This is a genomic window from Streptomyces adustus (assembly GCF_009377175.1).
Lineage (GTDB): Bacteria > Actinomycetota > Actinomycetes > Streptomycetales > Streptomycetaceae > Streptomyces > Streptomyces adustus.
Window position 1 is genome coordinate 73,758 of record NZ_VJZD01000002.1, and the last position, 23,622, is coordinate 97,379.

General features: G+C 72.1%; 22 protein-coding genes. 12 read left to right on the forward strand and 10 right to left on the reverse strand.

The window, feature by feature from the left end:
- Positions 1-25 precede the first annotated feature (25 nt).
- Entirely contained in the window at positions 26-1,036 is a 1,011-nt protein-coding gene (locus FNH09_RS01070) for an aldo/keto reductase (protein ID WP_152884081.1), read from the reverse strand.
- A 145-nt stretch (positions 1,037-1,181) separates the two neighbouring features.
- Entirely contained in the window at positions 1,182-2,564 is a 1,383-nt protein-coding gene (locus FNH09_RS01075; protein WP_162467950.1) for a glycine--tRNA ligase, read from the reverse strand.
- A gap of 182 nt (positions 2,565-2,746) precedes the next feature.
- Here FNH09_RS01075 and FNH09_RS01080 point away from each other — a divergent pair, with 182 nt between their 5' ends.
- Genes FNH09_RS01080 through FNH09_RS01095 form a run of 4 tightly spaced genes read left to right on the forward strand, consistent with a single transcriptional unit; the run spans position 2,747 to position 5,878 of the window.
- Complete coding sequence (locus FNH09_RS01080) at positions 2,747-3,709, forward strand: metal ABC transporter substrate-binding protein (protein ID WP_152884086.1); 963 nt, start codon at positions 2,747-2,749, stop codon at positions 3,707-3,709.
- Positions 3,710-3,729: 20 nt separating this feature from the next.
- Positions 3,730-4,497 (forward strand): metal ABC transporter ATP-binding protein, encoded by a 768-nt coding sequence (locus FNH09_RS01085; protein WP_152884087.1) that lies wholly within the window; start codon positions 3,730-3,732, stop codon positions 4,495-4,497.
- Positions 4,497-5,399 (forward strand): metal ABC transporter permease, encoded by a 903-nt coding sequence (locus tag FNH09_RS01090; RefSeq protein WP_152884089.1) that lies wholly within the window; start codon positions 4,497-4,499, stop codon positions 5,397-5,399. Before FNH09_RS01085 ends, FNH09_RS01090 begins: the two co-directional genes overlap by 1 nt.
- A 59-nt stretch (positions 5,400-5,458) precedes the next feature.
- Positions 5,459-5,878, forward strand: coding sequence for a transcriptional repressor (locus FNH09_RS01095; protein WP_162467951.1), 420 nt, complete (start codon positions 5,459-5,461; stop codon positions 5,876-5,878).
- A 41-nt stretch (positions 5,879-5,919) separates the two neighbouring features.
- On the opposite strand, the gene FNH09_RS01100 is transcribed toward FNH09_RS01095, so the two are convergent.
- From FNH09_RS01100 to recO, 4 genes are read right to left on the reverse strand one after another with little or no spacing between them, the layout of a single operon-like run.
- Positions 5,920-6,099: a hypothetical protein gene (locus FNH09_RS01100; RefSeq protein WP_152884092.1), complete on the reverse strand. Its 180-nt coding sequence runs from the start codon at positions 6,097-6,099 to the stop codon at positions 5,920-5,922.
- A gap of 47 nt (positions 6,100-6,146) precedes the next feature.
- On the reverse strand, positions 6,147-7,487 hold the full coding sequence (locus FNH09_RS01105; protein WP_152884095.1) for a histidine-type phosphatase: 1,341 nt from the start codon (positions 7,485-7,487) through the stop codon (positions 6,147-6,149).
- Positions 7,488-7,547: 60 nt separating this feature from the next.
- Entirely contained in the window at positions 7,548-8,390 is an 843-nt protein-coding gene (locus FNH09_RS01110; protein ID WP_152884097.1) for an isoprenyl transferase, read from the reverse strand.
- Positions 8,391-8,421: 31 nt separating this feature from the next.
- Positions 8,422-9,171 (reverse strand): DNA repair protein RecO, encoded by a 750-nt coding sequence (gene recO, locus FNH09_RS01115; RefSeq protein ID WP_152884099.1) that lies wholly within the window; start codon positions 9,169-9,171, stop codon positions 8,422-8,424.
- Positions 9,172-9,735: 564 nt separating this feature from the next.
- On the opposite strand from recO, the gene FNH09_RS01120 reads away from it, so the two are divergent.
- Positions 9,736-10,815 (forward strand): GNAT family N-acetyltransferase, encoded by a 1,080-nt coding sequence (locus FNH09_RS01120; RefSeq protein WP_338017424.1) that lies wholly within the window; start codon positions 9,736-9,738, stop codon positions 10,813-10,815.
- On the opposite strand, the gene FNH09_RS01125 is transcribed toward FNH09_RS01120, so the two are convergent.
- Positions 10,805-11,770 (reverse strand): FAD-dependent oxidoreductase, encoded by a 966-nt coding sequence (locus tag FNH09_RS01125; RefSeq protein ID WP_152884103.1) that lies wholly within the window; start codon positions 11,768-11,770, stop codon positions 10,805-10,807. The genes FNH09_RS01120 and FNH09_RS01125 overlap by 11 nt on opposite strands.
- Positions 11,771-11,974: 204 nt before the next feature.
- On the opposite strand from FNH09_RS01125, the gene FNH09_RS01130 reads away from it, so the two are divergent.
- From FNH09_RS01130 to FNH09_RS01160, 7 genes are all read left to right on the forward strand, one after another.
- The gene (locus tag FNH09_RS01130; protein WP_152884105.1) at positions 11,975-12,523 is read left to right on the forward strand and encodes a SigE family RNA polymerase sigma factor; all 549 of its coding nucleotides are present in this window, start codon (positions 11,975-11,977) and stop codon (positions 12,521-12,523) included.
- Positions 12,520-13,500 carry a hypothetical protein gene (locus tag FNH09_RS01135; protein WP_338017425.1) on the forward strand — a complete coding sequence of 327 codons (981 nt, stop codon included), beginning with the start codon at positions 12,520-12,522 and terminating at the stop codon, positions 13,498-13,500. The genes FNH09_RS01130 and FNH09_RS01135 overlap by 4 nt, the downstream gene beginning before the upstream one ends.
- Before the next feature lie 364 nt (positions 13,501-13,864).
- Positions 13,865-15,496 carry an ABC transporter substrate-binding protein gene (locus FNH09_RS01140; RefSeq protein ID WP_162467952.1) on the forward strand — a complete coding sequence of 544 codons (1,632 nt, stop codon included), beginning with the start codon at positions 13,865-13,867 and terminating at the stop codon, positions 15,494-15,496.
- A gap of 16 nt (positions 15,497-15,512) precedes the next feature.
- Positions 15,513-16,472 carry an ABC transporter permease subunit gene (locus FNH09_RS01145; RefSeq protein WP_162467953.1) on the forward strand — a complete coding sequence of 320 codons (960 nt, stop codon included), beginning with the start codon at positions 15,513-15,515 and terminating at the stop codon, positions 16,470-16,472.
- Positions 16,469-18,472 carry a dipeptide/oligopeptide/nickel ABC transporter permease/ATP-binding protein gene (locus tag FNH09_RS01150; RefSeq protein WP_152884107.1) on the forward strand — a complete coding sequence of 668 codons (2,004 nt, stop codon included), beginning with the start codon at positions 16,469-16,471 and terminating at the stop codon, positions 18,470-18,472. The genes FNH09_RS01145 and FNH09_RS01150 overlap by 4 nt, the downstream gene beginning before the upstream one ends.
- The gene (locus FNH09_RS01155) at positions 18,469-19,488 is read left to right on the forward strand and encodes an oligopeptide/dipeptide ABC transporter ATP-binding protein (protein WP_152884109.1); all 1,020 of its coding nucleotides are present in this window, start codon (positions 18,469-18,471) and stop codon (positions 19,486-19,488) included. Before FNH09_RS01150 ends, FNH09_RS01155 begins: the two co-directional genes overlap by 4 nt.
- Positions 19,488-20,423 carry a dihydrodipicolinate synthase family protein gene (locus FNH09_RS01160; protein WP_152884112.1) on the forward strand — a complete coding sequence of 312 codons (936 nt, stop codon included), beginning with the start codon at positions 19,488-19,490 and terminating at the stop codon, positions 20,421-20,423. Before FNH09_RS01155 ends, FNH09_RS01160 begins: the two co-directional genes overlap by 1 nt.
- A 7-nt stretch (positions 20,424-20,430) precedes the next feature.
- Here the strand turns inward: FNH09_RS01160 and FNH09_RS01165 are convergent, their stop codons facing one another.
- From FNH09_RS01165 to FNH09_RS01175, 3 genes are all read right to left on the reverse strand, one after another.
- Positions 20,431-21,615 carry a sialidase family protein gene (locus FNH09_RS01165; RefSeq protein WP_152884114.1) on the reverse strand — a complete coding sequence of 395 codons (1,185 nt, stop codon included), beginning with the start codon at positions 21,613-21,615 and terminating at the stop codon, positions 20,431-20,433.
- Positions 21,616-21,695: 80 nt separating this feature from the next.
- Positions 21,696-22,358, reverse strand: a complete 663-nt coding sequence (locus FNH09_RS01170) for a response regulator (RefSeq protein WP_152884116.1) — start codon at positions 22,356-22,358, stop codon at positions 21,696-21,698.
- Entirely contained in the window at positions 22,355-23,521 is a 1,167-nt protein-coding gene (locus FNH09_RS01175) for a sensor histidine kinase (RefSeq protein WP_152884184.1), read from the reverse strand. The genes FNH09_RS01170 and FNH09_RS01175 overlap by 4 nt, the downstream gene beginning before the upstream one ends.
- Positions 23,522-23,622 lie beyond the last annotated feature (101 nt).

Here is a 23,622-nt window from a genome sequence, read left to right on the forward strand (position 1 = left end):
CCTCAGACCGTACCCAGGGGGGTGGTCAGCGCTCGCTGTCGAGGTGGGCCAGGGCGGCGGCCCCGTAGCGGTCGCCGGCGGCGGCACCGGCCGGGACGGCCTGCTCGATCGCGGCGAGGTCGGCGTCGTCCAGCCGGACGTCCAGCGCGCCGAGCGACTCCGTCAGCCGCTCCCGGGTGCGGGCCCCGACCAGCGGCACGATGTCCTCGCCTTGGGCCAGCACCCAGGCGATGGCGATCTGCGCGACGGAGACGCCCTTCTGCTCGGCGATCTTCCGCAGCGCCTCGACCAGGCCCAGGTTGTGCCGGAGGTTGTCGCCCTGGAAGCGGGGCGAGAAGGCGCGGAAGTCGTTCGCCGCGAGCTGCCGGTCTGCGGTGTAGTGCCCGGAGATCAGGCCGCGCGAGAGCACCCCGTACGCGGTGACGGCGATGCCCAGCTCGCGGGTGGTCGGCAGGATCGACTCCTCGATGCCCCGGGAGATCAGCGAGTACTCGATCTGGAGGTCGGCGATCGGCGCGGTGGCCGCCGCCCTGCGGATGGTCCGCGCGCCGACCTCGCTGAGGCCGATGTGCCGGACGTAGCCCTGCTCGATCAGTTCGGCGATCGCGCCGACGGTCTCCTCGATGGGGACGGCCGGGTCGAGCCGGGCGATGCGGTAGACGTCGATGTGGTCGACGCCCAGGCGCTGGAGGGAGTACGCGGCGAAGTTGCGGACCGCGGCCGGGCGTCCGTCGTAGCCGGACCAGCCGCCGTCCGGACCGCGCAGGGCGCCGAACTTCACGCTGACCAGGGCCTGCTCGCGCCGGGCCGCGGGGGCGGAGCGCAGGGCCTCGCCGATCAGCATCTCGTTGTGGCCCATGCCGTAGAAGTCGCCGGTGTCGAGCAGGGTCACGCCCGCCTCCAGGGCGGCGTGGATCGTGGCGATCGACTCGGTCCGGTCCGCGTCGCCGTACAGCGCGGACATGCCCATGCAGCCGAGGCCGAGGGCGGAGACCTGCGGGCCGGTTGTTCCGAGGGAACGGGTTCGCATCGTCATGCACAGCACCCTGGCATGACAGATGACAGATTTCAATATTTGTCAGCCGTTCGGCCGTCCGCACCCGCGCCCGCGCCCGCGCCCGGAAAGCAAAAGTTCCCCGCACCCCCGTGAAGGGGTGCGGGGAACTTCCGGCGCGCGGGACCTAGCAGCCGACGAGGCGGCTGGCCAGGTAGCCCTCGATCTGGTCCAGGGAGACGCGCTCCTGCTTCATCGAGTCGCGCTCGCGCACGGTCACGGCGTTGTCGTCCAGCGTGTCGAAGTCGACGGTCACGCAGTACGGGGTGCCGATCTCGTCCTGACGGCGGTAGCGGCGGCCGATGGCGCCGGCGTCGTCGAACTCGATGTTCCAGTGCTGGCGCAGCGCCGCGGCGAGACCCTTGGCCTTCGGGGACAGGTCCGCGTTGCGCGACAGCGGCAGGACCGCGACCTTCACCGGGGCCAGGCGGTGGTCGAGGCGCAGCACCGTGCGCTTCTCCAGCTTGCCCTTGGCGTTGGGGGCCTCGTCCTCGACGTAGGCGTCCAGGAGGAAGGCGAGCATGGCGCGGCCGACACCGGCGGCGGGCTCGATGACGTACGGGGTCCAGCGCTCTCCGGCTTCCTGGTCGAAGAAGGAGAGGTCCTGGCCGGAGGCCTTGGAGTGCGCGCCGAGGTCGTAGTCGGTGCGGTTGGCGACGCCCTCCAGCTCACCCCACTCGTTGCCGCCGAACTGGAAGCGGTACTCGATGTCGGCGGTGCGCTTGGAGTAGTGGGAGAGCTTCTCCTGCGGGTGCTCGTACCACCGCATGTTCTCCTCGCGCATGCCGAGACCGGTGTACCAGTTCCAGCGCTGCTCCATCCAGTACTCCTGCCACTGCTCGTCCTCGCCCGGCTTGACGAAGAACTCCATCTCCATCTGCTCGAACTCGCGGGTGCGGAAGATGAAGTTGCCGGGCGTGATCTCGTTGCGGAAGGACTTGCCCATCTGGGCGATGCCGAACGGCGGCTTCTTGCGCGAGGCGACCTGCACCTGGGCGAAGTTGGTGAAGATGCCCTGGGCGGTCTCGGGGCGCAGGTAGGCGACGGAGCCGCTGTCCTGCGTCGGGCCGAGGTGGGTGGAGAGCAGGCCCGAGAACTGCTTGGGCTCGGTGAAGGTGCCCTTGTTGCCGCAGTGCGGGCAGCCCAGGTCGGCGAGGCCGTTCTCCGGGAGGCGGCCGTGCTTGGCCTCGTAGGCCTCTTCCAGGTGGTCGGCACGGAACCGCTTGTGGCACGAGGTGCACTCGGTCAGCGGGTCCGTGAAGGTGGCGACGTGACCGGAGGCGACCCACACCTCGGGGGCCAGGATCACGGACGAGTCGAGACCGACCACGTCCTCGCGCGACGTCACCATGTAGCGCCACCACTGGCGCTTCAGGTTCTCCTTGAGTTCGACGCCCAGCGGTCCGTAGTCCCAGGCGGCGCGCTGGCCGCCGTAGATCTCACTACAGGGGAATACGAAGCCACGGCGCTTGCTCAGGCTGACGATGGTGTCGATCTTGTCGGCGGCCACGGTGCTCTCTTCATAAGGACGACGGGCGGCGAAGCGAGAAGCTTCCAGCGAATGCTTCAGCGTACCGGCGGGGGCTCCCCCTCAATCAAATCGGGCCTGCTTCCGAGGGCCGTCCGGGCTCGCCGGGCCCTTCTCGGCGCGCTTGTTGACAACGGTTTCCATATTTGTTGAAAATGACTGTCATGAACGTACGACGACGGCACATATCCGGGGTCGCGATCGCCGTGGCCTGCGCACTCGGGCTGGTGGGCCTGTCCGCGTGCACGACCGACAGGGCGGCCGCGGCCGCCGGGGGCAAATTGGACATAGTCGCGTCGTTCTACCCGATGGCCTTCCTCGCCGAGCGGATCGGCGGCAGCCACGTGCGTGTCACCAGCCTCACCAAGCCCGGCCAGGAACCGCACGACCTGGAGGTCAGCGTCCGCCAGCGGGTGCGTATCGAGGAGGCCGACGCGGTGCTCTACCTCAAGGGCCTCCAGCCCACCGTGGACGAGGTCGTCGCCCAGTCCGAGGCGAAGACGAAGATCGACGCCGCCACCCTGACCACGCTGGAGCAGCACGGCACCGAGGTCGGCGGCCACGCGGCCGAGCACGACACCCACGACCACGACCACGAGGAAGCCGGCAAGGACCCGCACATCTGGCTCGACCCGGTGAAGTACGCCGAGGTCGCACGGGGCGTAGGCGCGGCCCTGGAGAAGGCGGATCCGAAGCACGCGGCCGACTACCGCAGGAACACCGCGGCCCTGGCCGGCGAGCTCGGCGAGCTCGACACCCGCTTCCGGGAGGGCCTGGCCGGCGCCCGCTCCAAGGTCTTCATCACCACGCACGCCGCCTTCGGCTACCTCGCCGAGCGCTACGGCCTCACCGAGGAGGCCGTCAGCGGCCTGGACCCCGAGTCCGAGCCGAGCGTGAACCGCGTCAAGGACCTGGAGACGATGGCGAAGGCCGACGGCGTCACCACCGTGTTCTACGAGACGCTCGTCAGCGACCGGACCGCCCGGACCATCGCCAAGGACGCGGGCCTGCGCACGGACGTCCTCGACCCGATCGAGGGCATCACGGACCAGTCCCGCGGCACAGACTACTTCTCGGTCCAGGAAGCGAACCTCAAGGCGCTGCGGACCGCGCTGGGCGCCAAGTGATCTCCACGGAGGATGCAACCATGAGCGAAGCCGTCATAGCGCTGCGCGGTGTCCGCGCCGAGCTGGGTGCGCGCCCCGTCCTGCGCGGCATCGACCTCACCGTCCGCCGTGGCGAGGTCGTCGCGCTGCTCGGCGCCAACGGCTCCGGCAAGTCGACGGCCGTGCGCAGCGTCATCGGCCAGGTGCCGGTCAGCGCCGGCGAGATCGAACTGTTCGGCATCCCGCGCGCCCGTTTCCGCGACTGGCGGCGGGTGGGTTACGTACCGCAGCGCACCACGGCCGCGAGCGGGGTGCCCGCGACGGTCACCGAGGTCGTCTCCTCGGGCCGGCTGTCCCGGGCCCGCTTCGGCATGCTGCGCAAGGCCGACCACGCGGCCGTGCGGCGGGCCCTGGAGCTGGTCGGCATGGCGGACCGGGCGAAGGACTCCGTCGACGCCCTGTCCGGCGGCCAGCACCAGCGGGTGCTGATCGCCCGCGCGCTGGCCGCCGAACCCGAACTGCTGATCATGGACGAGCCGATGGCGGGCGTCGACCTGGCCAGCCAGGAGGTGCTCGCGCACACCCTCGCCGAGCAGGTCGCCCAGGGCACCACCGTCCTGCTGGTGCTGCACGAACTGGGCCCGGTGGAGCCCCTGATCGACCGGGCGGTCGTGCTGCGCGACGGCTGCGTCCTGCACGACGGCCCGCCCCCGCAGGCGGTCGGCCAGCACGCGCTGCCCGGCCACGACCACGTCCACCCGCACGCTCCGGCGGGCGCCGAACCGATCCGCACGGGACTGCTGAGCTGATGGAAATCCTCGACTACGCCTTCGTCCAGCGGGCCCTGCTCGCCGCCGTACTGGTCGGCATCACCGCGCCCGCCGTCGGCATCTACCTCGTCCAGCGCCGCCAGGCCCTGATGGGCGACGGCCTCGGCCATGTCGCGATGACCGGCGTCGGCCTCGGCGTCCTGCTGAACGCCTCGCCCGTGTGGATGGCGACGGCCGTCTCCGTCCTCGGCGCGGTCCTCATGGAGCTGATCCGCTGGTACGGCAGGACCCGCGGCGACATCGCCCTCGCGATGCTCTTCTACGGCGGCATGGCCTGCGGCGTGATGTTCATCAACCTCGCGCCGACCGGCTCGAACGCCAACCTGACGTCGTATCTGTTCGGCTCGCTGTCGACGGTGTCGCAGTCCGACGTGACGGCGATCTGCCTGCTCGCCGGCTTCGTCGTGCTGGTCACCCTGGGACTGCGCCGCCAGCTCTTCGCGGTCAGCCAGGACGAGGAGTTCGCGCGGGTGACCGGGCTGCCGGTGCGGGCGCTGAACCTGCTGACGGCCGTCACGGCGGCGGTCACGGTGACCGTCGCGATGCGGGTGGTCGGCCTGCTGCTGGTGTCCGCGCTGATGGTGGTGCCGGTCGCGGCGGCCCAGCAGCTCACCCGCAGCTTCGCGGCGACCTTCGCGATCGCCGTGGCCATCGGCGTGACCGTGACGATCGGCGGCACGGTCACCTCGTACTACCAGGACGTGCCGCCCGGCGCGACGATCGTGCTGCTCACCATCGGGGCGTTCCTGGCGCTGACCGCGCTGGCCGCGCCGCTGGCCCGGCGCCGCGCCCGTGCGCTCGCCGCCGCCCGGCCCGCCGGGGACCCGGCAGAGTGCGTGATTCCGGCCGGGCGGGGGGCCGACGGGCCGGTCGGCGTCTGACCGCGGGCAGGCCGGGCTGGCACAATGGCCCGGCAGGCGCAGACGTGAGGAGGCACCCCGTGACGACCGCTGGACCGCCCGTGAAGGGCCGCTCCACCCGGCAGCGTGCCGCCGTGGCGGCGGCCCTCGCCGAGGTCGACGAGTTCCGCAGCGCCCAGGACCTGCACGACATGCTCAAGCACAAGGGCGACTCGGTCGGGCTGACCACGGTCTACCGCACGCTCCAGTCCCTCGCCGACGCCGGCGAGGTCGACGTCCTGCGCACCTCCGACGGCGAGTCCGTCTACCGCCGCTGCTCCTCCGGCGAGCACCATCACCACCTGGTCTGCCGCGTGTGCGGCAAGGCCGTGGAGGTGGAGGGCCCGGCGGTGGAGACCTGGGCGGAGGCCGTCGCGGCGGAACACGGCTACGTCAACGTGGCCCACACGGTGGAGATCTTCGGGACCTGCGCGGACTGCGCGCGGCCGCCGCAGGGCTGAGCCGCCGGGCACCGGTCCGACGGGCGCCCGTCGGACACGCGTCAGACGCGCGTCGGATGCCGGTCGAGGATCGCCCGCAGCCGGTCCTCGCCGGCCGGGTCCGACGGGCCCCGGCGCCCCGCCCTGCTGAACCGCCGACGCTCCCCCAGCACCTGCGCGAAGTCCTGCACGGTCGGCCGGTACGTCGGCTCGACCGTCTCCTGTACCGCGTCCCGCCCCATGTCCATGACGATGAGGCGGGATCGTACAGGCGGTCACCACACGTCGATCAGGCGCGGCCGAAGCAGCGCTCCAGCTCGTCGAGGTCGTAGAACCTGCTGCCCGCGGCGATCGGGCGGCAGCCCTTCTTGAAGGCCGTCTCCTTCTCGTTGTAGAGCATGCGCACCAGGTAGCGGCCGCCCTTGGCGAAGACGTCCCACTGGATGTTCGCGCCCAGCGGCGCCACCGAGGCACCCCGCCAGGGATTGGAGGCGTAGGTGTAGGGCCGGTCGGCGGTGACCGGCCGGGTGCTGCCCGGCAGGCCCATCAGCGCGGCCAGCGGGATGATCTCCTCGGCGTGGGTGAAGCGGAGTTCGGCGCCCAGGGTGCTGGTGCCGTCCCGCTTGGCCTCCGCCTGCCGGAAGAAGTCGTCGAGCAGCACACCGGCCATGCGGTACGTGATGTCGCTGTCCGCGAAGCCGGGGCCCTTCTCGTAGAAGTCCTCCGCGTCGCTCAAGTACCCGAACCAGGCCGCGTCCCGCGCGGAGAGCCAGCGCTCCGTCCGCCAGCCCCTGCCGTCCGGGCTCTCCCGGCTCATCGCGGGGGCGATGGCGTACAGGTTGTAGACGGCCTGCGCGGCGGCGACCCGGTCGGCGTCGGGGAGCTGCCCGACGAAGTCGGCCGTGAAGATCCCGCGCAGCACCCGGCGGGCGGCCTCGTGGGTCCTGGGCCGGTCGGTGATGTCCGCCAGCGTCTGCGCCAGCCGCCGGTCGTTCGCGAGGTAGTCGCGGTAGGCGGCGCCCCCGGCGGCCTTGTGGAAGTAGAGCAGGTCCTTGTCGGTGCGGGCCGGACCGATGAGCGGGGCCAGCGCCGGGTCGGTGGCGGCGAGCGCCGCGGTGAAGAGGGTGCCGCTGTCCACGGCCCGGCCCTGGCCCGAGCTGACGACGTCGATCCGCTCGCCGTCCGCGGCGATCCGCTTGAACAGCGACGGCAGTCGCCCGGCCGTACGGGCCGCCGTGTCCCGCATCTCCTGCTTGCCGCGCCCGCTGAGGCCGCCGTAGCCGACTTCGGCCATGGCGGCCTCCAGGGCGCGCACCTCGGGGCCGAACCGCTCGCCCTCGCGGGTGAGCCGGCCCTCCGCCCGCGCCCGGTCCCAGAGCGCGAGGACCAGGTCGCCGTCCTCGCTGTCGGTCGCGGCCCGGGAGCCGTGCCGGGAGACGTTCTCGGTGAAGACGGGGGTGAAGCCGGCCGGGGGCCGCTGGTAGGTGCGCGGATCCTGCTGCGCGGAGTACGGGGCCTTGGTGCCGTAGCTGTCGAGGTGGGCGGGCTGCCGGTCCGCGGCCCGCGCGGGCAGGGCCGTGACCAGCAGCGCGCACACCGCCAGCGTGAGGGTGGGAGTCAGGCGTCTCATGGGCGGATCGTCGACGACCGCCATGAACCCCCGGTGGCCCCGAGGTGGCCGTCGGCGACGCTACTCGGCGGCCGGGTCCCCGCCCTCCATCGCCAGCAGCTCCTCGTTCGGGATCGCGCCGCCGAACCGCCGGTCGCGCGAGGCGAACTCGACGCAGGCCCGCCACAGGTCACGGCGGTCGAAGTCCGGCCACAGCACGTCCTGGAACACCATCTCGGCGTACGCGCTCTGCCAGAGCAGGTAGTTGGAGGTGCGCTGCTCGCCGCTGGGGCGCAGGAACAGGTCCACGTCCGGCATGTCCGGGTAGTACATGTACTTCTGGAGGGTCTTCTCGGTGACCTTCGACGGGTCGAGCCGGCCCGCCTTCACGTCCTCCGCGAGGGCCTGCGCCGCGTCGGCGATCTCGGCACGGCCGCCGTAGTTCATGCAGAAGTACAGCGTGAGCGCGTCGTTGTCCTTGGTCTGCTCCTGGGCTACCTGGAGCTCCTTGGCGACCGACTTCCACAGCTTGGGCATCCGACCCACCCAGCGCACCCGGATGCCGAGGCCGTCGAGGGTGTCGCGGGTCTTGCGGATGAAGTCCCGGTTGAAGTTCATCAGGAAGCGCACCTCGTCGGGGGAGCGCTTCCAGTTCTCGGTGGAGAAGGCGTACAGGGAGATGCTCCCGACGCCGATCTCGACCGCGCCCTGGAGCACGTCGAGGACGCGCTCGGCGCCGACCTTGTGCCCCTCGGTGCGCGGCAGCCCGCGCTCCTTGGCCCAGCGGCCGTTGCCGTCCATGACGATCGCCACGTGCTTGGGGACCAACTCACCGGGGAGCTTGGGCGCGCGGGCGCCGGACGGGTGCGGCTCCGGCGCCTTGTACTCGCGGCGCTGGCGTCCCAGGAACCCGCGTACCACCATGTGCTTCTCGTCTCCTCTTACGGCCTAGGGCTTATTTCTCAACGTACCGAAGCGAGCGCAGCCCGCGCTCCAGATGCCAGTGCAGGTAGGCGGACACCAGCCCGCTGCCCTCCCGGACGTGCCTCGGCTCACTGGCGTCCGCGGTCTCCCAGTCTCCCGTAAGCAGCGCGCCGAGCAGTTCCAGGGTCGCCGGTGAGGGTACGACACTCCCCGGCACCCGGCAGTCCACGCACAGGGAGCCCCCGGAGGCCACCGAGAAGAAACGGTTGGGACCGGGCATTCCGCACTTCGCGCAGCCGTCGAAGCTCGGCGCGTAGCCGTTGACGGCGAGGGAGCGCAGCAGGAACGCGTCGAGGACGAGATGCGGGGCGTGCTCGCCCCGGGCGAGGGTGCGCAGGGCGCCCACGAGCAGCATGTACTGCTGCACGGCCGGTTCGCCCTCGTGGTCGGTGAACCGCTCGGCGGTCTCCAGCATGGCCGTACCGGCGGTGTACCGGGTGTAGTCGGTGACGATCGAGCCGCCGTACGCGGCGATGATCTCGCTCTGCGTGCACAGCGGCAGCCCGCGGCCGACGAGCTCGCTGCTGCCCCGCGCGAAGAACTGCACGTCCACGTGGGAGAAGGGTTCGAGGCGGGCCCCGAACTTCGACTTCGTACGCCGCACCCCGCGGGCCACCGCCCGCACCCGGCCGTGGCCGCGGGTGAGCAGCGTGATGATCCGGTCCGCCTCACCCAGCTTCTGGGTGCGCAGCACGATGCCGTCGTCGCGGAACAGACTCATGGGCCCATTGTCGCCTACGACGGATGGGCTCCGGGGGCGGAGTCGATGTGCCCGGTTCGAGGCGGAGGGAGGCCGGTGCGATCCACCAGGCTCAAGGGAATGACGCAGGCCAGTCGTACGCGGCGGAAGACCGGTCGGTCACCGACCGGCCGCGAGGGCACCCTCGCCGCCGCACCACCTTGTTCCTCCGGATTCCGGACGGTGCCCCGATCGCCTTCGTCGCCCAATTCGACTCCCTTTCATCAGAGTCTTGTGGCGCTTGGCCGGCGTGCTCCGCGTGCAGGACTCAATTCCTTGCGACAAGCCCCAGGAACAGCAACGGTCGGTAGGATCAAGCGGAGCTCGGGGGAGAGTGATGCAGAAGGACGCACGGTACGGCAGTTGTTCGCCCGCGTCGCCTGACGCGGCCGAGGAAAGACGATCCGCATGAGCGCGTGGTCCACTCGCGACGCGCGTGCCGACGACCTGCCCCGGCTCACCGATCTACTGGCCTCGACATGCGACATCGCCGAGGTCCCGTCGGCGGTCCTTATGGCCGAATCGATAGCCGGAGGGTTGGTCCGAGTGGCCGAAGCCGACGGCGAGCTCGTCGGCTGCGCCGTCGCGGAACGGCCTTCACCCGAGCATCTGCGCGTCTCCGTGCTCGCCGTTCGTACCGACCTCCGACGGCAAGGAATGGGCTTAGGACTCCTGGACGAATTATCCCGACTGGTCTCGGAGCTTCCCGGGCCCACCCCCTTGCTCTCGGCCGTGGTCGAAGCCTCGGACATGCCGGTTTCCGGGCTCCTGCTGAAGAGCGGCTTCATCGGCACGCGTGTCATGCACACAAGCAGGAACCCTGGCGGTATCTGTATCCACTATCAGCACAAGAATCGTGTGGAGTACATCGACCCCGACACCAGGCATCTCGTCCCCCTCAGCGCGCAGGCGCAGCTGATCGAGTCCCTCGCCCCGCACGATCAGGCCGTGACCGCTCTGGTCTCCCTGAAGGGGGAGCCTGCGCTGGAAATCACGCGCTTCGAGCGGGACGATCCTGCAACCCTCCAGTCCGGGGAGGCCGCGGCGGGGATAGCGTTCTCCGGCTCGATACTGGCGGCCATCACCTTTCTCCTGGGCTTCGCGTTCACCTCCACACGCTTCCCGGACGATGTCCGCCTTCTCCTGATAGGCGCGACCTTCAGCACAGTTCTGTCCCTGATCATCTACGCCAGTGCCTCGGGTGAGCTCGCCAGGATCCGCTCGAACACCTTCGGGAAAATCATGAAGTACGGCAACGTCCTCTCCGAGTACGGCGGTGTGCTGCCCTTCCTCATTTCCCTTCCCGTCACCTACGCCGAGGCCAGTGGTGATCCGCGCACGACCATGATTCTGGCCGCACTGCTGAGCGTGAGCATCGCTTGGTACGAGCGGTCGGAGTTCTCCATCGCGCACCGGTTCCGGACGAGCTGGGTGGAGACCTCCCTCATGGTCTTCACAGCGGCTTCGCCCCTCATCGGAGCGGCCGTCGTCGCCGCGAAGGCCACCAGCTGGCCGTGGACCGTCGCTCTGGCCTGCGCTCTTTCGGCGCGGACATGGCTGTACATCTTCCGGCGTGGTCCCGAAGCCGGGACCGCCGGCCGCAGACACTGGCAGATCAGGGAGTGAATCGTTCGGCGGTCCGCAGCACTTCGGTGATCTCTCGGGCGCACCCCCAGGACAGAGTCAGCCCGGCGCCTCCGTGGCCGTAGTTGTGCAGGAGGAGCGTGCCGTCACGGAACTCCGCCTCCAACCGGACCTCAGGACGGACCGGCCTGAGCCCCACGCGGTGGCCGACCACCGTTGCGGCGGCAAGAGAGGGCTCGACCTCCGCACATCGTCGAACGATGTCCCGGGCAGCCATGGCGTCGGGATGCAGGTCCCAACTGCCCCACTCCGAGGTGCCCCCCAGAATCACCACATCGGACTGCGGGTAGATGTAAGTGAGTTCTTCGGCATCAGGGGTGTCGTCGCAGAAGAAGGTCTCGATTCCAGGGTTCTCGACCACGACGAGTTGTCCCCGCACGGGCTGTACGTATACGTCGTCGGCCAGCGCCCGGGCACCTGTCCCCGCGCAGTTCACGACGACCGGCGCCTCTCGAAGGACCTCTTCGAGCGAGGCGTAGCGATGCTGTCGGAGATCACCGCCGGCCTTCAGCAACCGCTCGACCAGATATCCCAGGTATTTGGGCATGTCGACGACGGGAGCACGGTAGCGCCACCCTTCCACGTAGCCCGGTCGCAGTTCGCCCGGTTCGCACCGGCGGGCGTCGACCCATGGAGCCCACATCGGCATGTCCCTCGGCACCCGGGACTCGTGGGTGCCCTCGACGAGGCGGACGCCCGTCCTGTCGTCGGCGCTGAGCTCCAGCAGAGCCAGAAGGGTTTCCCTGCTCCAACGCTCCACCAGATCGGCAGGTTCGGCCAGGAACGGATCCCATGAGGCTCCCGCAGCCGCCGAGGTCGTGGCAGCGGGAAGCAGTTCGGCGTCCACCCGCACGGTCCTGCCCGCCTCCGCGAGACGGACCGCCGTCGTGAGGCCGATCACTCCGGCACCGATCACCACCGTTGACGACGACACCATCACCTCCTCTTCGGGCTCCCGGGCGGCCTGGCCGACGAGGCCCTTGTGGGACCGCCAGTCTATGTCCCGCCTTCCGCCTCTCCGAGAAGGCGACCCTCACGCCAGGCTGACACGTCACCGCTCCCCTTCCATTCGAACGCAGCGACGCGGCACGGGCAACCGAATCCCCCCGCACGGTGGTCTGGTGGGCGAGGAGGGTGCTTGATGCAGGCCGAACTGGAGGCCCAGTATGAGGAGTTCGTCAGAGCGCGATGGTCACGCCTGGTGCGGACCGCGTATCTGCTCACCGGCGACGCCCACCACGCCGAGGATCTGACACAGACCGCGCTGGCGAAGGCGTACCGGTCGTGGCGGCGTGTCGCGCGCAGCGACAACCCGGAGGCGTACGTCCGCCGGATGCTGGTCACCTGCAACAGTGACCGCTTCCGCAAGCGGCGGGTCGCCGAGGCGCTGACCTCGGCGCCGCCGGAGCGGGCGAGGCGGGACGACGCGGTGGGGCGGGTCGAGGAGCGCGGTGTGCTGATGGCCGCGCTGGCGGCGCTGCCGCCGCGGCAGCGGGCGGTCGTGGTCATGCGCTATTGGGAGGACCTGTCCGAGGGCGAGGTCGCCGACGTGCTCGGCTGCTCGGTCGGCACGGTCAAGAGCCAGGCGTCCAAGGCGCTGGCGAAGTTGCGCGGATATCCGGGGCTGGGACTGGTCGCGGACGCGCCGCGGCCCAGCCGTGCGTCGGCCGGACAGGGAGACAGCAGGTGAGCGAGAAAGAGCGGCGGCCGTCCGAGGCGGGTTCCGGGGCCGGATCCGGTGGTGCGCCGGCGAGCGGCGAGGACATCGACCCCCGCTTCGAGGAGCAGATGCGCGAGTTGCTGGCCGAGGACGCGTACGCCATCCGGCCCTCGCCCGCGCCCTATCCCGCGGTACGGCGCCGGGGTGTGGTCGAGCGGCGCCGGCAGGTGGCGGCGGCGGGGGCGGTGCTGGTGACACTGGCCGCGCTGCCCGTCGGGGCGTACGCGGTGGGGGTCGGCGGGAGGTCGGAGACGGCGTCGCCGCGGCCGTCCGCCAGCGCCCCGCCCAGCCCCCTGCCGGAGTCGTCCGCGCCGGTGTCCGCGCCGGCCACGGAACCGGCCCGGCCGGTCACGGAGGGACAGCTGCTGGACGGCGTCACCTGGGCACAGGCCGCCGAGGGGCTGAAGAAGTGCATCGCCTACAACGAGACGTTCCGCTCCGCGGGCGGACGGAGCCTGGGCAAGGCGGCGGACTACCGGATCATCCTGGCGATGAACAGCACCGGCGACTCCAACTCCCCCGGTGACGGCATGCACATCGTGGCGGTCACGAAGCATGCGTCGATCCGGCTGATCTGCACCGTCAAGGACGGTACGGGGACCGGCGCCAACACCAGCGTGGGCAACACCGCCCCCGACGACGGCGGCCCCGTCTTCGTGGACATGAACAGCGGCATGCTCTACCAGCAGTCGGTCATCGACCGCGGGCACTGGAAGCTGCCGTTCGACTGGGGGATCATCGGCACGGTCGACCCCTCGGTGACCAAGGTGACCGTCTCCTACGGCGACGCCACCGGCGAGACCGTCCTGGACCACGGCTGGTTCGTCGCCCACGGCACCCTGGACCGCCAGGTCACCAGGGCGCCGCACATCAAGGGCTACGACGCGGCAGGCAAGCTCGTGTACGACTCCGACCAGGACAAGTACTACGAGAAGACGCTGCCCTAGGAGCCCCGCGGCAACAGGGACTCCGTCGCGCGCTGCGCGCCCCCGGCATCACGGGCGCGCAGCGTCGTCATGTCGGCGCGCCGCCGCGCGGAACCGTCGGCGCGCCGCCGCGCGGGACCGTCGGACGTCCCGCGTCACACGTCCGGCGGTACGCATGGACCGTAGAGCCTGATAGGGCGTCAATTCAGGCCATTTCGCAGCGCCATCGGTCGGACCTCCGGCGGATACCGCCATTCGCGTGCGGGCCCTTGACCACCCCCACGGCCGCTCCTATGGTCGCGCTGACCACCGGACGTAGGACGTCGTATCTCCGCGGACAATTCACCCACCGCTCCGCCCCCGAGACCCCTTCGCTGGAGGAACCGTGCGCGACGTGACCCATGACGTTCCGGCGCCGCACCGCCGGTCTTTCCTGAAGCACACCGGCGCCCTGGGCGCCGCCGCGGCGCTCTCGTCGTCGCTGGCGGCCTGCTCGGCCGGGCCGGAGTCCACCAACGACACGGGGTCGGGCGGCGGCGCGCACCGCACGCTGACCGCGGTCATCGGCTACGGCAACGACGGCAGCTGGGATCCGACGCAGACGGCGTCCGCCTTCGCCATGGCCGCCAACAACCACATCTACGAGGGGCTGGTCGACACCGACCCGATCACCCGCGCGCCGTACGCCGCGCTGGCGACCCGGATGCCGACGGACCCGACGGCCACCTCGTGGACGTTCACGCTGCGGCCGGGCGCGAGGTTCCACGACGGGCGGCCGGTCACCGCCGACGACGTCGTGTTCGTCTTCGACCGGATCCTCGACCCGGACACCCAGACCCTCGCCAAGGGGTTCTTCGCGAGCTGGCTGAAGGACGTCCGGAGGATCGACGCGCACAACGTCGAGCTGGTGCTGAGGTTCCCCTTCCCGGAGGGGGTGTCACGGCTCACCCTCGCCAAGATCATGCCGAAGCACGTGTACGAGCGGCCGGGCGCCTGGGACGACGCGATCAGGGGCAAGGCGGTGGGCTCGGGCCCGTACCGGCAGACCGCGCACCACCCGAAGTCCAACACCACCTTCGCCGCGTTCGCCGACTACAACGGCCCGCGCAGGCCCGCCTTCGACAGGATGAACTGGCTGACGATCGTGGACGCCGCCCCGCGGGTCGCCCGGATCTCCGGGGCCGCCGCGGGCGCACAGATCGCCGACAACATCCCGTACGCCAACATCCGTCAGCTGGAGAAGGGCGGCATGTCGGTGGCCGGCGGGGCCGGGATGAACAACCTGTTCCTGATGTTCAACACCCGGCACAGGCCCTTCGACGACGTACGGGTGCGCCAGGCGCTGCACTACGCCGTCGACACCGGGAAACTGGTGCAGGTCGCCCTCAAGGGCCACGGCCGGCCGGCCTCGTCCTTCCTCGACGAGGGCAACCCGTCCCACCGGCGGGCGAGGACGGTGTACGACCACGACCCCGAGCGGGCGAAGGCCCTGCTGAAGGCGGCCGGGGTGAGCGGGCTGCACGTCGACCTCCTCGCGGTGAACGTGAGCTGGATCGTCGACTGCCTGCCGACCCTCAAGGCCTCCTGGGACGCGATCGGCGTGCGCACCACGCTCTCCCCGCAGGAGACCACGGCCGTCTTCACCAAGCTGGACCAGAAGCAGGACTACCAGGTCGTGGCGGCCGCCTCGAACCCCAACCAGTTCGGCCTCGACGCCGACCTGATCATGCACTACAACTACGGCCCGCAGAACCTCTGGATGCAGTACGCCCGCTGGGCCGACGACCCCGTCGCCGGGCAGCTCTTCAAGGACATGGACCGGGCCACCCGGGAACCGGACCCCGCGCGGAAGAGGGCGATGATCCAGGACTACCTCGACGTCGTCGCCGAACAGGCCGTGCTCTACCCGGTCGTCCACAACGAGCTGATGACCGCCTGGAACCCGCGGAAGCTGACCGGGATAAGGGCGCAGCCGTACCCCGGTGTGAACCTCCTCCAGGCCAAGTGGACCCAGTGACAGGGAAGTCGTCTCCGTGATCGCCGTCGTCAGGATCCTGGCCCGCCGTCTCGCCCTGCTCGTCCCGCTGCTGCTCGGCATCGTGCTGTTCGTGTTCCTGGTGATGCGCTTCTCCGACGTCGACCCGGCGTCCGCGTTCTTCCAGGGCGCCAACCCGACCCCGCAGCAACTGCACGACTTCCGCGAGCGCAACGGTCTGCTGGACCCGCTGCCCGTCCGCTACGCCGATTTCGTCGGCGACCTGCTCCACGGCGATCTGGGCACCAGCGCCCTGACCCGGGCCCCGGTCGCCGACCAGGTCGCCACCGCGCTGCCGCTCACTCTCCAGCTGACCTTCCTGGGGCTGGGCGTCGCGGTGGTGCTGGCGCTGGCCGGCGGGGTGACCGCGGCCGTGTACCGGGACCGGCTGCCGGACCAGGTCATCCGCGTCGTGTCCCTGACCGGGGTCGCCGCGCCCTCCTTCTGGCTGGCCCTGCTGATGATCCAGTACCTGGCGGTCGACCGGGGCTGGTTCCCGGCCGGCGGCTACGTCAACCCGGCCGACTCCTTCACCGGCTGGCTGCGGACGATGGCGCTCCCGGCGCTGGCGCTGTCCCTGCCGGTGGCCGCGCAACTCACCCGGGTGGTGCGCACGGCGGTGGTGGAGGAGCTGGACAAGGACTACGTGCGGACGGCGATCGGCAGCGGGCTGCCGCCGCGGGTCGTGGTGGGCCGCAACGTGCTCAGGAACGCGCTGGTCAATCCGCTGACCGTGCTCGGGCTGCGGGTCGGCTATCTGCTGGGCGGCGCCGTCGTCATCGAGACGATCTTCTCGCTGCCCGGCATGGGCAAGCTGATGATCGACGCCGTGCAGAACGGCGACCCGGCCGTCGTCCAGGGCGTGGTCCTGACGACCGCGACCGGCTTCGTGGTCGTCAACCTCGTCATCGACGTCCTCTATCTGCTGGTCAACCCGCGTCTGAGGGAGGCGGCATGACCTTCACCCGCGAGGGCCTGGCCCGGGCCCTGTCCCGGCCCGGCATCCGGCTGCGCGGCTGGCGCAGGCTGCCGCCGCTGTCGCGGACGGCCGTGTGCTTCCTGGCCGTAGTCGTCCTGGCGGCGCTGTTCGCCCCGCTGCTCGCGCCGCACGACCCGCTCGACCAGCAGCCGCCCGTCGACGACACCGGACATCCGTCGGCCGCCCACTGGATGGGGCAGGACAGCCTCGGCCGGGACATCCTCAGCCGGCTGATGTACGGCGCCCGCTGGTCGCTGGCGATCGGGCTGGGCGCGACCGCGCTCGCGCTGGTCGTCGGCGCCCTGCTCGGCGCGGTCGCGGCGACCTCCCGCAAGGGGGTCGACGAGACGCTGATGCGCGCGCTGGACGTGGTGATGGCGTTCCCCGGCATCGCGCTGGCGGCGGTGCTCGTCGCGGTCTTCGGCGGCGGCATCACCGTACTGATCTGCGCGATCGCGTTCCTGTTCACCCCGCCGGTGGCCCGGGTCGTACGGGCGAACGTGCTCGACCAGTACGGCGAGGACTACGTGACGGCGGAGCGGGTGATCGGCGCCCGCACCCCGCACATCGTGCTGCGGCACGTGGCCGTCAACTGCGCGGCGCCGGTCCTGGTGTTCTGCACGGTCCAGGTCGCCGAGGCCGTCGTCTTCGAGGCCTCGCTGTCCTTCGTCGGCGCGGGCGTACGGCCGCCGGACCCGTCCTGGGGCAGTGTGATCGCGGACGGCAAGAACATGGTGCTGACCGGCGGCTGGTGGGCGACGGTCTTCCCCGGCCTGCTGATGCTGGTCACGGTGCTGTCGCTGAACATCCTGTCCGAGGGCGTCTCCGACGCGTGGGCGGCCCCGGCCCCGCGGGAGGTCGCGCCGGACGCGCGGGAGGACCGGCTGGAGCGGCCCGAGCCGGACGGCGGCGAGGTCCCGGTGCTGCCGTCGCTGGCCGAGGCGGCGGCCCGGCTGCGCGCACGGGCCCGCCCGCTGCCCGAGGGGCCGCCGGTGCTCGTGGTCGAGGACCTCGCCGTCGGCTTCCCCGGCCGTCACCGGGGCGTCGACATCGTCGACGGCATCGGCTTCGAGGTGCGGCCCGGCGAGGTCCTCGGCCTGGTCGGCGAGTCGGGCTGCGGCAAATCGCTCACCGCGCTCACCGTCATGGGCCTCGCGCCCAAGGGCGCCCGGGTGCGCGGCCGGGTCCGGTTCGACGGGCGGGACCTGTCGGCCGAGCCGGCGCGGGCGCGCCGCAGGCTGCTCGGGCACGAGATGGCGATGATCTACCAGGACGCGCTGTCGTCCCTCAACCCGGCGATGACGATCCGCGCGCAGCTCGGACAGCTCGTGCGCCGGGGCGGGGCCCGGGAGCCCGCGGAACTGCTCGCGCTGGTCGGCCTGGACCCCGACCGGGTCCTGCGCAGCTATCCGCACGAGCTGTCCGGCGGACAGCGCCAGCGGGTCCTGATCGCCATGGCCCTGTCCCGCGCGCCGAGGCTGATCGTCGCGGACGAGCCGACCACCGCCCTCGACGTGACCGTGCAGGCGCAGGTCATGGAGCTGCTGCTGGCCCTGCGGGCGGAGCTGGGCTTCGCGCTGGTCCTGGTCTCGCACGATCTGGCGCTGGTCGCGGACGTCACGGACCGGATCGTGGTGATGTACGGCGGGCAGATCGTGGAGAGCGGGGTGACCGCCGACCTGGTGGAGGCGCCCGCCCACCCCTACACGCGCGGGCTGCTCGGCAGCGTGCTGTCCCTGGAGTCGGCGGCCGCGCGCCTGACCCAGATCAGGGGGGTCGTGCCCGCCCCCGCGGACTTCCCGCCCGGCTGCCGCTTCGGTTCCCGCTGCCCGCGGGCGGACGACGTCTGCCGTACGACGGCACCGGACCTGGCGGGCACCGCCCGGCACACCGTGGCGTGCCACCACCCGGCGGTCGATCTGCCCGCCGGGGAGGACCCCGAGAGCTCGCAGAGCTCGGAGAGCGAGCCGGTGACATGACCGCCCTGGTGGAACTGTCCGACGTGCACGTCGTGCACAAGGCCCGCACCGGTGGCCTGTTCACCCGCGACCGGGTGTACGCCCTGACCGGCGCCGGCCTGGTCGTGGCGCCCGGGGAGACGGTCGGCGTGGTCGGCGAGTCGGGCTGCGGCAAGTCGACGCTGGCGAAGGTGCTGGTGGGTGTCCAGCGGCCGACCTCGGGCACGGTGTCCGTCCGGGGCCGCGACCTGTGGTCGATGCCGCCCGCCGAACGCCGGACGGCCGTCGGGGCGGGCACCGGCATGATCTTCCAGGATCCGTCGACGGCCCTGAACCGCCGGCTGACGGTACGGCGGATCCTGCGCGACCCGCTGGACGTGCACGGCCGGGGCTCCGCCGCCGCGCGGGAGGAGCGGGTACGGGAACTGATGGGACTGGTCGGTCTGCCCCGGGCGCTGGCCGACGCGCTGCCCGGACAGCTCTCCGGCGGCCAGCGCCAGCGCGTGGCCGTCGCCCGCGCGCTTGCCCTCGAACCGGCTCTGGTGGTGGCCGACGAGCCGACCAGCGCGCTGGACGTGTCGGTGCGCGCGCAGATCCTCAACCTGCTGCTGGACCTGAAGGAACGCCTGGGTCTGGCCCTGGTGTTCGTCTCGCACGACATCCAGACGGTACGCCGGATGAGCGACCGGGTGATCACGATGTACCTGGGCCGGATCGTCGAGGAGTGCCCGGCCGGCCGGGTCACCGACCACGCCCGGCACCCGTACACCCGCGCGCTGTTCTCCGCCACCCCCGGGCTGCTGGACCCGGTCGACCCGATCCCGCTGACCGGACCGGTCCCCTCGGCGACCCGGCCGCCCAGCGGCTGCCCGTTCCGCACCCGGTGCTGGCGGACCGACCAGGAGTGCGTGTCCGTCATGCCGGAATTCTCGGCCGCGTCGGACCCCGCGCATCGCTACCGCTGCCACCATCCTGTGGAGGAGGACCGGCCGACCCGCGACCTCGTACGGCAGAGCCAGCACCCCAGGGAGCCTTGATGACGATCCCCGCCCCGCCGACCGGTGTCGTCCCGCCCGTCTGCACCCCCCTGACACCGGACCGCGAGGTGGACGTCCCCTCGCTGCGCAGACTGGTCGACCATCTGACGGCGGGCGGGGTGCACGGGCTGTTCGTGCTCGGTTCGACCTCGGAGGCGGCCTATCTGACCGACCGGCAGCGGCGGCTGGTCGTGGAGACGGTGGCCGGGCACGTGGCCGGGCGGCTGCCGGTGCTGGCGGGCGCCATCGACATGACGACGCCCCGCGTCCTCGACCACGTCCGGGCGGTCACCGAGGCGGGCGCGGACGCGGTCGTGGTGGCCGCCCCCTTCTACACCCGCACCCACCCGGCGGAGATCGCCCGCCACTACCGCCTCGTGGCGGCCGCCGCGTCCGTCCCCGTCATCGCCTACGACATCCCGTCCGCCGTCCACACCAAGCTCCCCGCCGGGCTCGTCCTGGAGCTGGGCGCGGACGGGGTGCTGGCCGGCCTCAAGGACTCCAGCGGCGACCTCGCCGGCTTCCGCGAGGTCGTCACCGGCGCCCGCGCCCACCCCGGCATCACCGCCTTCAGCGCCCTGACCGGATCCGAACTGGTCGTCGACAGCGCGCTCGCGCTCGGGGCGGACGGCGCGGTGCCCGGCCTCGCGAACGTCGACCCGCACGGCTACGTCCGCCTCCACCGGCTCTGCCGGGACGGCGAGTGGCAGCGGGCGCGGGCCGAACAGGAGCGGCTGTGCGCGCTGTTCAGGATGACCGAGGTGGGCGATCCGGCGCGGATGGGCGGCAGCTCGGCGGCGCTCGGGGCGTTCAAGGCGGCCCTGTACCTGCGGGGTGTCATCGACTGCCCGGCCACGGCGGAGCCGCAGGTGCCGCTGTCGCCGGAGGAGGTGGAGCGGGTGGGCAAGCACCTGGCGGCGGCCGGCCTGCTGTAGCCGCGGGTCAGCCCGGCAGCGCCACCCGGCGGAAGGTGATCGTCTCGTACGGCCCCGCCGCCCCCGTCTCGTACAGCACCCCGACCGTCCCGCGCCCCACCTGCACCAGGTCGGAGTACGCGGCCGGCCGGCCGGACAGCGTCGTCGCCCTGGTGAAGCTCGCGCCGCCGTCCGTGCTGCGCCACAGCGCCAGGGCCCGGCGGGCGGTCGGCACGGACGGGCCGGAGAACAGCAGCGGGACGTCGCGGCCCCACGGCTGGAGGACGCTGCCCTGGACCACCGGCACGTCGTTCAGCGTGGGCTGTACGGCGTAGGGCCGGGTCAGGGTCCGCGCGCCGTCCTCGGAGTAGCTGTCGAGGCGGTGGCCGACGCCGCCGCCGTTCTGGTTCCGGGCGTTGAAGTAGAGCCGTCCGTCGGGCAGCTGTGCGGCACCGGACTCGTTGGGGTGGTGCCCGCCGTCGGCGGAGTCGGCGACGAAGCCCAGCCGCCAGCTGTGCCCGCCGTCGTCGCTGTAGAGGGCGTGCGCGCCGTAGTACCTGGCCTCCCGGCCGGTGTCGGGCGACCCGGCGGGCGGGGCGACGGAGTGGTCGGCGGGGACGACCAGCCGGCCCGCGTGCGGTCCCCGGGTGAGGGCGAGGGCGTGGCCCGGCCCGGTCGCATACCAGCGCCAGCCCGCCGGCTTCACCTCGGCCGTGATGTCGCGCGGCGGTCCGAAGTGCCGGCCGTCGTCCCGGCTGCGCTGCACGAACACCCGCCGGCCCCGCTCGGGCGGTACCTCGCCGCGCATGATCTGCGCCTCGGTCACCGCGCCGCCGTTGTACGACGTGACCAGCACGACCGTCCCCGTGCGCGGATCGACCACGGGCGCGGGGTTGCCCCGGGTGTCCCCGTTCCCCGCGGCGACCACGGTCGTCGGGCCCCAGGTGCAGCCGCCGTCGGCGGAGCGGCGCAGCACGACGTCGATGTCCCCGGTGTCGGCGGCGCCGTCGCGCCTGCCCTCGGCGAAGGCGAGCACCGTGCCCCGGCGGGTGACGACGGCGGCGGGGATGCGGTAGGTGGCGTAGCCGCCCTCGCCCGAGGCGTAGGGCACGGAGGAGGTGCAGCCGGTGGCGGCGGAGGCGCCCTGGGCGGTGACCGCCCAGGGGGTGAGGAGCACGGCGGCGGTCAGGAGGGTGCGGCTCAGCCGGGTCATCGCTCTCCCTGGTGCGGGTGCCGTCCCGCACGGGACGCCGACCGGTCCGCGTCCCGCTCGGGACGCCGACCTGTTCTCCGTCACATCCTGCCCGGCGTGACCAGCCCCGACTCGTACGCCACGATGACCAGCTGGGCCCGGTCGCGTGCCCCCAGCTTCCCCATGATCCGGCTGACATGGGTCTTGGCGGTCAGCGGGCTCAGCCCCAGCGCCTCGGCGATCTCGGTGTTGTTCAGGCCGCGCCCGACCAGGGCGAGCACCTCCCGCTCGCGGTCGGACAGGCACTCCGGTCCGCCGGTCGCCGGCGCCGAGGGGCTGCGCAGGAACCGCGCGATCAGCCGGGCGGTCGGCCCCGGGGACAACAGCGCCTCCCCGGCGGCCACCGTGCGGATGGCGTCGAGGAGTTCGGCCGGCCGGGTGTCCTTCACCAGGAAGCCGGAGGCGCCGGCCCGCAGCGCCTCGACGATGTTCTCGTCGGTGTCGTAGGTGGTCAGGACCAGCACCCGTACGTCCGTCAGGTCCTCGTCGGCCGCGATCAGCCGGGTCGCCTCGATGCCGTCGAGGCCGGGCATGCGGATGTCCATCACGACCAGGTCGGCGCGCCGGGCGCGGGCCAGCTCCACGGCCTCCCGGCCGGTGCCCGCCTGTCCGACGACCTCCATGTCCCCGGCCGACTCGACGAGCATCGCGAACGCGGCCCGTACCAGGGTCTGGTCGTCGGCGAGCAGTACGCGGATGGTCATGCGGTCCCTCCCAGCGGCAGCAGTGCCGTCACCTCGAAGCCTCCCCCGGCGCCCGGTCCGGCCAGTACCGTCCCGCCGACGCTGCGGGCGCGTTCCCGCATCCCGACGAGCCCGAAGCCGGGGGCGCCGGGCCCGGCGCCCGCTCCGTCGTCGCTGACGCGCACCCGCAGGGCGCCCTCCGCGTCGTCCACGCTGACCCGAACGGTGAGGTCGTCCCGGCCGCCGTGCCGTACGGCGTTGGTCAGCGCCTCCTGCACGATCCGGTAGGCGGCGGCGCCGACCGCGGGCGGGGCCTCGCCGGCGGTGACGGCCAGTTCGACCCGCGCGCCCGCGAGCCGGGCCGCCTGCGCGAGGTCGGGCAGCCCGTGCAGGCCGGGCAGCGGTCCGCGCGCCTCGGGCGAGTCGTGTTCGCGCAGCACCTCCAGGGTCGTGCGCAGCTCGCCGCGTGCCGTGCGGCAGGTCTCGGCTATGTCGTCGAGGGCCTGCGCGACGGCCGCCCGGTCGAGCCGGTCGGGGTCGGCGGCCAGGACGTGTGCGGCCACCGAGGTCTGCACGCCGATCAGGGTGATGCTGTGCGCGAGCAGGTCGTGCAGGTCGCGGGCGATCCGCAGCCGCTCCTCCGCGACCCGTCTGCGGGCCTCCTCCTCGCGGGTGCGTTCGGCGCGCTCGGCGCGTTCGACTATCGCGGCCACGTACTGGCGGTAGTAGCGGACGTCGACGCCGAGGAAGAGCACCGCGATCACCCAGCCGGAGACCCGCAGCAGTTCGAGGGCCCGGTGGGTGTCGACCGTGAGCATGACGCTGACGGAGATGCCGAGGACGGCCAGACCGGTCAGTACGGTGCGCAGCGGGCGGCCGGTGACGGCGACGGTGTAGAGCGCGACGTACTCGGCCGCCGTCGGGGCCGCGTGGTTGTTGTCCAGGGCGTGGTAGGGCACGACCAGGGCCACCACCAGGGCCAGGACGAGCAGCGGGCGCCGCCGCCGCCACACCAGCGGCACGGCGACGGCGAGCAGCAGCGTCCAGCCGAGCGCGTCCGGGCGGCGCGCCGGGTCGGTGGTGAGCGCGACCGTCGCGGAGAACACGGCGGCGGCCGCCGCCAGCCACGCGTCGTTGCGGGTGGCGTGCGGGGCGGTCCGGGGGTCGCGGTTGACCACCGCCATGATCCGCTCGATACGGCGGGGCGGCGCCACGGCGACGGCCCGCGCGGACGGCACGGACGGCACGGGCTGAGCGGGTTGCGCGGAATGGACGGGATGCACGG

What these genes read in the sequence shown, in the direction of transcription:
- FNH09_RS01070 (WP_152884081.1), bottom strand. Translation starts at nt 1,036, where the DNA reads ATGACGATGCGAACCCGTTCCCTCGGAACAACCGGCCCGCAGGTCTCC.
- FNH09_RS01080 (WP_152884086.1), top strand. Translation starts at nt 2,747, where the DNA reads ATGAACGTACGACGACGGCACATATCCGGGGTCGCGATCGCCGTGGCC.
- FNH09_RS01085 (WP_152884087.1), top strand. Translation starts at nt 3,730, where the DNA reads ATGAGCGAAGCCGTCATAGCGCTGCGCGGTGTCCGCGCCGAGCTGGGT.
- FNH09_RS01090 (WP_152884089.1), top strand. Translation starts at nt 4,497, where the DNA reads ATGGAAATCCTCGACTACGCCTTCGTCCAGCGGGCCCTGCTCGCCGCC.
- FNH09_RS01100 (WP_152884092.1), bottom strand. Translation starts at nt 6,099, where the DNA reads ATGGGGCGGGACGCGGTACAGGAGACGGTCGAGCCGACGTACCGGCCG.
- FNH09_RS01105 (WP_152884095.1), bottom strand. Translation starts at nt 7,487, where the DNA reads ATGAGACGCCTGACTCCCACCCTCACGCTGGCGGTGTGCGCGCTGCTG.
- FNH09_RS01110 (WP_152884097.1), bottom strand. Translation starts at nt 8,390, where the DNA reads ATGGTGGTACGCGGGTTCCTGGGACGCCAGCGCCGCGAGTACAAGGCG.
- recO (WP_152884099.1), bottom strand. Translation starts at nt 9,171, where the DNA reads ATGAGTCTGTTCCGCGACGACGGCATCGTGCTGCGCACCCAGAAGCTG.
- FNH09_RS01125 (WP_152884103.1), bottom strand. Translation starts at nt 11,770, where the DNA reads ATGGTGTCGTCGTCAACGGTGGTGATCGGTGCCGGAGTGATCGGCCTC.
- FNH09_RS01130 (WP_152884105.1), top strand. Translation starts at nt 11,975, where the DNA reads ATGCAGGCCGAACTGGAGGCCCAGTATGAGGAGTTCGTCAGAGCGCGA.
- FNH09_RS01150 (WP_152884107.1), top strand. Translation starts at nt 16,469, where the DNA reads ATGACCTTCACCCGCGAGGGCCTGGCCCGGGCCCTGTCCCGGCCCGGC.
- FNH09_RS01155 (WP_152884109.1), top strand. Translation starts at nt 18,469, where the DNA reads ATGACCGCCCTGGTGGAACTGTCCGACGTGCACGTCGTGCACAAGGCC.
- FNH09_RS01160 (WP_152884112.1), top strand. Translation starts at nt 19,488, where the DNA reads ATGACGATCCCCGCCCCGCCGACCGGTGTCGTCCCGCCCGTCTGCACC.
- FNH09_RS01165 (WP_152884114.1), bottom strand. Translation starts at nt 21,615, where the DNA reads ATGACCCGGCTGAGCCGCACCCTCCTGACCGCCGCCGTGCTCCTCACC.
- FNH09_RS01170 (WP_152884116.1), bottom strand. Translation starts at nt 22,358, where the DNA reads ATGACCATCCGCGTACTGCTCGCCGACGACCAGACCCTGGTACGGGCC.
- FNH09_RS01175 (WP_152884184.1), bottom strand. Translation starts at nt 23,521, where the DNA reads ATGGCGGTGGTCAACCGCGACCCCCGGACCGCCCCGCACGCCACCCGC.